The sequence below is a fragment of the Bradyrhizobium sp. P5_C11_2 genome (assembly GCF_054049755.1).
The window spans coordinates 1-6,176 of sequence record NZ_JBFULT010000454.1 but is presented as its reverse complement, the minus strand read 5'-3'; the positions used below and the strand labels follow the sequence as shown (position 1 = coordinate 6,176).

Genomic DNA, 6,176 nt, shown 5'->3' with positions numbered 1-6,176 from the left:
GGATCAAAGAGCTGATCAAGGATTCCGTTGACGGAGCGGGTCTACCAAGCCGCCGAAACGTGTGGGAATATGGCTACCCTGAGCCGGAAGGCGGGAAGAGCCCGGAGACGAGCGCCATTCCCGTTCGACGTCTCACGCGCGTAGGCACCTCAAATGCTGGCGCTGTTTCCGCGTCGGGAAGCGCTCCAGCGCCGTATCCTTCGACGTTCAACGACCGATTTGGTGACTGGGGCGGACCGTCTGGCGAGCCGCAATCGTCGCAGGCCAGCCGGCCAATCGGGGTGTTCGCAAATGAGCCCAACTCTTCCATGGCATCGTCAGTGCGAGGATTTGATACGCGCAGTGACGCGCGGAGCGCGACGAGCGGCTCCGCCGGAGGGCTGCTTGGCATGATCCAGGACTATATGCGCAACAACACTTACTAGCGCGATTTTCCGCCCCGCGTCGGGCGCCCGCATACCGAACTGAAAGCTCAATCAAACATGCCCGTTCCCTTGCTAGCCCCGGCGCCGCTCGCGCCGATGGGCTCTCTCGTCACGCATGACGTCACCATCGTCACCACGCGCAAGCTTGCGCAGGCGCGGGTGATGGGTGTGCCGCCCGAAGAATTCGGCATCGAGCGCGGTGCACGCAGCATCCGCGACTGCAATTATTGCTTCCACGAAATTGTCACCAAGACCGAGGCGCAGTTGATCGCGGAAGGTTTCGATGCCGGCCAGGTCAGGGCGTTGCGGCCGCATACCGGCACGACCGAGATCGAGACGCAGGCGCGCGACACGGTGGAAGAGCATCTGTCCGCGACCGCCGGCGGCGGCAGCGCCAATTCGGCGGCGCGGCTGGTGCGCATCACCGAGCACTATGTGCGAATGGACTATGAAGGCTCGGGGCGGCCTTGCCTGTACCAGGTCATCACCGGCGGCGATCAGGCCGAGATCCTGCGCAAGGACGGCAAGGACTGCATCACGCCGTTCGACGAGATGCCGTTTGCCGCCACCACGCCGGTGCCGGTGACCCACCGCTTCTTCGGCCGCTCGATCGCAGACCTGGTGATGCCGTTGCAGCGCGAGAAGACGGCCCTCAAGCGCGGTGCGCTCGACAATCTCTATCTGCACAACAACCCGCGCGTCGAGGTCGCCGAGCAGAATGCCGGGCCGAATACCCTGGACGATCTGCTGGTATCGCGGCCGGGCGGGGTGGTCCGCACCAAGACGGCGGGCGGGCTGAACTGGCAGGTGGTGCCTGACATCACCACGTCGATCTATCCGATGCTGCAATATCTCGACGCCGAGCTCGAGATCCGCACCGGCCTCGGCAAGCAGACGCAGGGCATCGACGCCAACGCTTTGCAGAACCAGTCGGCAACGGCAGTTGCGCAGGTGTTCTCGGCTTCGCAGATGCGCATCAAGCTGATCGCGCGCATCATGGCCGAAGGCGTGCGCGACATCTTTGCGCTGCTCCACGGCACCATCCGCAAGCACGGCCAGCGCGAGGAGACGGTGCGGCTGCGCAATGCCTGGGTCGACGTCAATCCGCGCAACTGGAAGACGCGCGACGACATGACCATCAATGTCGGCCTCGGCGCCGGCGGCAAGGCGCAGCAGTTCGCCCAGACCATGGCGATCGCGAACGTGCAAAAGGAGCTGCTGGCCGGCGGCAAGATCAACCTGGTCGGCGACCGCCAGCTCTACAACACGGCGGCCGAGCTGACGCGGATCATGGGGCACAGGAATCCCGACCAGTTCTTCAACGATCCCATGGCCGTCAACCCGCAGACCGGGCAGCTCTTGCATCCGCCGCCGGCGCCGCCGCAGCCACCGCCCGATCCGAAACTGCTGGCGCTCCAGGCGCGGCTCCAGGCCGACCAGCTCGCCGCCGCGCACAAGGCGCAGATCGAGCGCGAGAAGGCGCAGGCCGATGCGATCCACCAGCAGGTGAAGATGCAGGCCGAGATCGAGATCGCCAGAATAAGAGCGGGCCTCGACGCAAAGATCGCGGTGCTCGATGCACATCTGAAGACGCTCGGCCACGAGCAGAAGCTCCAGCATGCGCAGGAGCAGCATCGGATGGATGTCGCCGAGGCCGCGCTGGATATTGCCGCATCCGCGGCGCATCACGAGATGAAGGCGCGGCCGAACAACGGGGAGGGGAGCAATGCCTGACGAGAGTGCCCTGGAGCGGGCAGCGGCGAAGGCGGTTCGGGCCGAAGCATTGCTCGACGATGAGATCCTGAACGAGGCGTTTGACACGCTCGAGAAGAGCTACATCGCGGCCTGGCGCGCCACCACGGTCGACGATGCCGCCGGGCGGGAAAAACTCTTCCTCGCCATCAACATCGTCGGCAAGGTGCGCGATCACCTCGCGGGCGTGGTTGCCAACGGCAAGCTGGCGCGGGCGGAGCTGAAGGAGCTTGCGGAGACCGCAGAGCGGCGGAAGCGGTTTGGGATCATTTAGTCTGCACAGCTTCTGCACAACTACAGGGAGAGTTGACATTGTTCCTGTTTTGTTCAATGAATATCATCCCCGTCGCGCGGTCTTGGGAAAGTTGGAGAGGCGTCAGTTGAGCAGTGATCAGGAACAGCTGGCCCCTGCAACTTCTGGCGGAGAGATGTTCCGACGTCCGCCCTGGCTGACCTATGCGTTCGCTGCCGTGACTCTGGCGAGCGTGGCAGGCCAAGAATTCCTGACGTATCTCCAGCCTGCAGCGGCCGACTGGCTCCTATGGATCGGCGTGGCGGGTATCGCCATCGCCGTCGTATGGCTCATCACCTGCGCGTTCATTCGGAAGCCGCGAAGTGCACCGGTCCTCCTCGCCACTTTGCTGATTTTTCTTGTTCCCTATCTTTTCGAGCGCGAAAATGCCCCTTGGCTCACGTCACTCGGATTCCGCCTCCAGGCTTCGCCACTCGCGCAGTATCTGAAGGAGTGCCGGTTGGCCGAGTTCAACGAAGCGGGGGTAGCCCAGGCCATGGGCTTTTGTGAGAGGCGTGAATTCGGTTATTCGCTCAACACGCAGTTCGATAGTGTCTTCTACGATTCAACGGGAGGGATTCAGAAGCCGGAACGACGAACACCAGAATGGACGCAAGCTTGGCATGATCTTGAGACCGCCGACGTTGGCCTAATCCGGACTTGCGGAGTAGCTATTCGTCTCGTCGATCATTTCTACCGTGTTTGTACTGCTTACGGAATGTGAACGGTCGGGGATGATATCATGCGCATTTGCCCGATTGATCTCGACCTTCRATTCTCGCTTGCCGGTGCGGCGTTCACATTGCTTGTTGCGGCAACGGTGTGCCGCGCCGAGGGTGAATTACGAGCGCCGCCAGTCAAGCCTCCATCCGTTCCGACCTTCGAGAAGCTGCCGCATACGCCGCTGCCGAAAGGCGAATTCATCGCGTGGTGTGGCGACCATGAGCGGTATCTGTTCGCGACGGACCATCATTATGTCGACGCATACGATGGAGGTGCCAAGATCTCCGCCCCATCTCCTACGGCTGACAGATCGGTACAATGCGGACCGGATGGTCGCTATATCGTTTTTTCGGAGGACGATGCCGGGCGGGTGAGGAGATTCGAACTCGAGACCGGAAAGAGCGAGGTCCTAGCGACATTCCGGAACCAGTCACATCCCAGTATATCGTTTTCTCCCAACATGAAGATCGTGGCCTCGAGTCAGCCACTGCAACTGACGGCGGAAGCTGGAGGGGTGCGCACGATCAATGTCTCCGGCGCGATTGGTCGACCTGTTTACAGGATCGTTTGGGCTCCCGACAGCTCGAAGTTTTTCGTGGCGTACGCCAATACAATCGATGTCCTGGACGCGCAGGGCGAGAGGATCGGGGGAGGCAAGTTCCTAAAGGATTCGGATGTTCGTGCAGGCTGGTTTGACGCTGAGCAGAAGTCACTGTTTCTGTTCCTCGTGACGGACGATATTCAGTTCATCGGCCCTCTTGTGAGATGCCGTATCGCGGATTGGCGATGTGTGCGGCTAAGAGAGCGCGTTGAGCAGGCCGCGGGCGGTGGCAAGGGGTTGATGAGCATCGTCAGTCCGCTCGATCGACCGAAGCTGCCCGACGACGATTCAACCGTGGTCTATGCGCGCTACTCGGCGGAGCTTCGCGACGGCTCGTTTCGTCTGCTGTTCCGACAGGAATTTACCCGGGCAGCCGGTCTAACCGGGCCTCAGCTCTACGTGTCTCCATCGGCTGCCACGGCGGTGCTGTCGTGGAGGCTGATGGAGCGCGCGAAATGTCCCGATCGGGCCAACGACAAGTGTCAGCCCGGATGGATACTAGATATGACAAAGGCTGTTAAATGAGTGATCCTTACAATCCCGGGCCCCCGTTTCGCCGAGGCTCCGGCTATGGCATGCGAAGCGATCCGTTTACGGACAAGGAAAAATTTCATGCGGGCCAGGATTTCAAGGCGCCGCTTGGCACTCCGATTCCGGCGGCTACTCCGGGCGAGGTCGTCTACTCCGGTTACAACGAAAATTTTGGCCACACTGTCATTGTCAAGAATGCGGCTGGCTACAGCCTCTACGCTCATATGCAGGAAGGCAGCCCAATGCCGAAGCCTGGTCAGCGCGTCTGGCCCGGTGACATCATCGGCAATGTCGGGAGCACTGGTGCCCGCAGCACAGGACCTCATTTGCATTACTCGGTCATCAAGAATGAGCAAGCGACGCAAGCCTTGGGACGAGACAATCCAAATGGAGGAAATCTCGGCGTAGCCATAAACGGCAATACGAACCGTGGGCCGGTCACCACGATCGACCCCGCAACATTCGACACCAGTGTCCCTTATCTGGTTCAGGCAGCAGCTACCGGAGCCGGCGGTTCGGCCGTGCCTTCGGCTCCCCTGAGCGGGCTGGGTTTTCCAAATCGCGATGGCGTTGTTGCCGATCGCTTCGGTGCCTGGAGATCCTCGTCCGGTAACGCAACGACCGATCAAGCGGCAATGACACCCCGGCCCGGAGGGTTACCGGGGATGATCGTCGACTATCTGCGCCAGAGCCCGGATACGGCGGGCAACTCGCGGGCGTCTGGCGGCTTGCCCGTCGCGCCGCCGGTGCCGTTCGTGAATGCCAGTGATCCATTGTCACAGGGCGAGCCAGCCACGTTCCAAGATCGCTTCGGCGACTGGTCTGAGACTCGCCGATTGTCATCGCGCCGGGAGCCAAGGTGATTACACGCGACAGGCCACGTGGTGCATTGMTAAGAATTTGAGGGTTCGAGAATGGTCCAGGTCTGCAATGTGCTCTTGCGCTTGTTCGAAGCGCTGGTTCCGTTCTCGGCCTTCACGCTCCTGCTTCTTTCCTTTGGTCCGTCCCGTGCCGAGGAGAAGTCATTCGACAGGGAGGCCTCCTATCGCGCGGTCGATTATTGCCGCGGTGTTGCCGTGCGGCCCGTTGCGCTCAGCGGCGACCAGTCGATCCTGTGTCTCGACGGCCGGATCGAGAAGGATACGGACGTATCGGCGGCGAAGAAATTGAAGGAAGGCGGTCTCTTCGTCGTTCGAAGCGCCGGAGGTGACATAGCGTCCGCAATTGCTCTTGCCGAGATACTGCGTGAACGACGCGCAGCGGTCGTTGTGTATGACCAGTGTTTGTCGAGCTGCGCCAACTATCTTCTGATAGCGTCCGGTCAGAGCCATGTGCTCAAAGGCGCCCTGGTCGCATGGGACTATGAGAGCAGCGATCCCGCCCTTCCATCATGCGCCAAATTTGCGATGGAAAAGACGCGAGATGGAGATTACCGCCTGCAGCGTGGCTCTTGTCAGCCTTCGGCGGCTGACGAGGCTCAATGGCGGGATATCTTGCTGGCCCAGACCGCCTTTTACAAGGAGCGCATGGTCGACCCGTACTTTGAGCCGCCGCCGGATAATCGCTATCTGCGAAGGGTCGTTAAGTCCCTCTATCCCGATACTCATGCTTACCACCATATCGGGTGGACACTTCACCCCAGATACTTCGCGAGATTGTTCAAGACCACGATTGTCTACGAGTCCTATCCGGAAGGACAGGCCGAGGTGGACGAGATGGTGGCCCGGCTGCGTCTCGACATGAAGGTGATTTACGATCCGTAGATCGGGCACTCGCTCGACGGCGAAGTGAACCAATTCGTTTTCCATCCCATGAATTAGAAAGCGTGGTGGATTAAAGATGAATGAGATAC

Annotated in this window: 6 protein-coding genes and 1 pseudogene; all 7 read left to right on the top strand. The window is 60.8% G+C overall.

Translation table 11 applies throughout. The features are described 5' to 3' along the window. Positions 1-425, top strand: a pseudogene (locus tag ACXJL8_RS30835) (hypothetical protein); the annotation flags it as partial. A gap of 57 nt (positions 426-482) precedes the next feature. Then, positions 483-2,159 carry a portal protein gene (locus ACXJL8_RS30830; RefSeq protein ID WP_456624018.1) on the top strand — a complete coding sequence of 559 codons (1,677 nt, stop codon included), beginning with the start codon at positions 483-485 and terminating at the stop codon, positions 2,157-2,159. Next, positions 2,152-2,451, top strand: coding sequence for a hypothetical protein (locus tag ACXJL8_RS30825; protein WP_456624017.1), 300 nt, complete (start codon positions 2,152-2,154; stop codon positions 2,449-2,451). Before ACXJL8_RS30830 ends, ACXJL8_RS30825 begins: the two co-directional genes overlap by 8 nt. Positions 2,452-2,557: 106 nt before the next feature. Beyond that, complete coding sequence (locus tag ACXJL8_RS30820; RefSeq protein WP_456686139.1) at positions 2,558-3,193, top strand: hypothetical protein; 636 nt, start codon at positions 2,558-2,560, stop codon at positions 3,191-3,193. A gap of 18 nt (positions 3,194-3,211) precedes the next feature. Beyond that, complete coding sequence (locus ACXJL8_RS30815) at positions 3,212-4,318, top strand: hypothetical protein (RefSeq protein WP_456686138.1); 1,107 nt, start codon at positions 3,212-3,214, stop codon at positions 4,316-4,318. 50 nt (positions 4,319-4,368) lie between these two features. Then, positions 4,369-5,187 (top strand): M23 family metallopeptidase, encoded by an 819-nt coding sequence (locus tag ACXJL8_RS30810; protein WP_456624014.1) that lies wholly within the window; start codon positions 4,369-4,371, stop codon positions 5,185-5,187. Positions 5,188-5,238: 51 nt separating this feature from the next. Next, positions 5,239-6,087 (top strand): hypothetical protein, encoded by an 849-nt coding sequence (locus ACXJL8_RS30805; protein ID WP_456624013.1) that lies wholly within the window; start codon positions 5,239-5,241, stop codon positions 6,085-6,087. The last annotated feature ends 89 nt before the right edge of the window (positions 6,088-6,176 follow it).

What these genes read in the sequence shown, in the direction of transcription:
- ACXJL8_RS30810 (WP_456624014.1), top strand. Translation starts at nt 4,369, where the DNA reads ATGCGAAGCGATCCGTTTACGGACAAGGAAAAATTTCATGCGGGCCAG.
- ACXJL8_RS30805 (WP_456624013.1), top strand. Translation starts at nt 5,239, where the DNA reads ATGGTCCAGGTCTGCAATGTGCTCTTGCGCTTGTTCGAAGCGCTGGTT.
- ACXJL8_RS30825 (WP_456624017.1), top strand. Translation starts at nt 2,152, where the DNA reads ATGCCTGACGAGAGTGCCCTGGAGCGGGCAGCGGCGAAGGCGGTTCGG.
- ACXJL8_RS30830 (WP_456624018.1), top strand. Translation starts at nt 483, where the DNA reads ATGCCCGTTCCCTTGCTAGCCCCGGCGCCGCTCGCGCCGATGGGCTCT.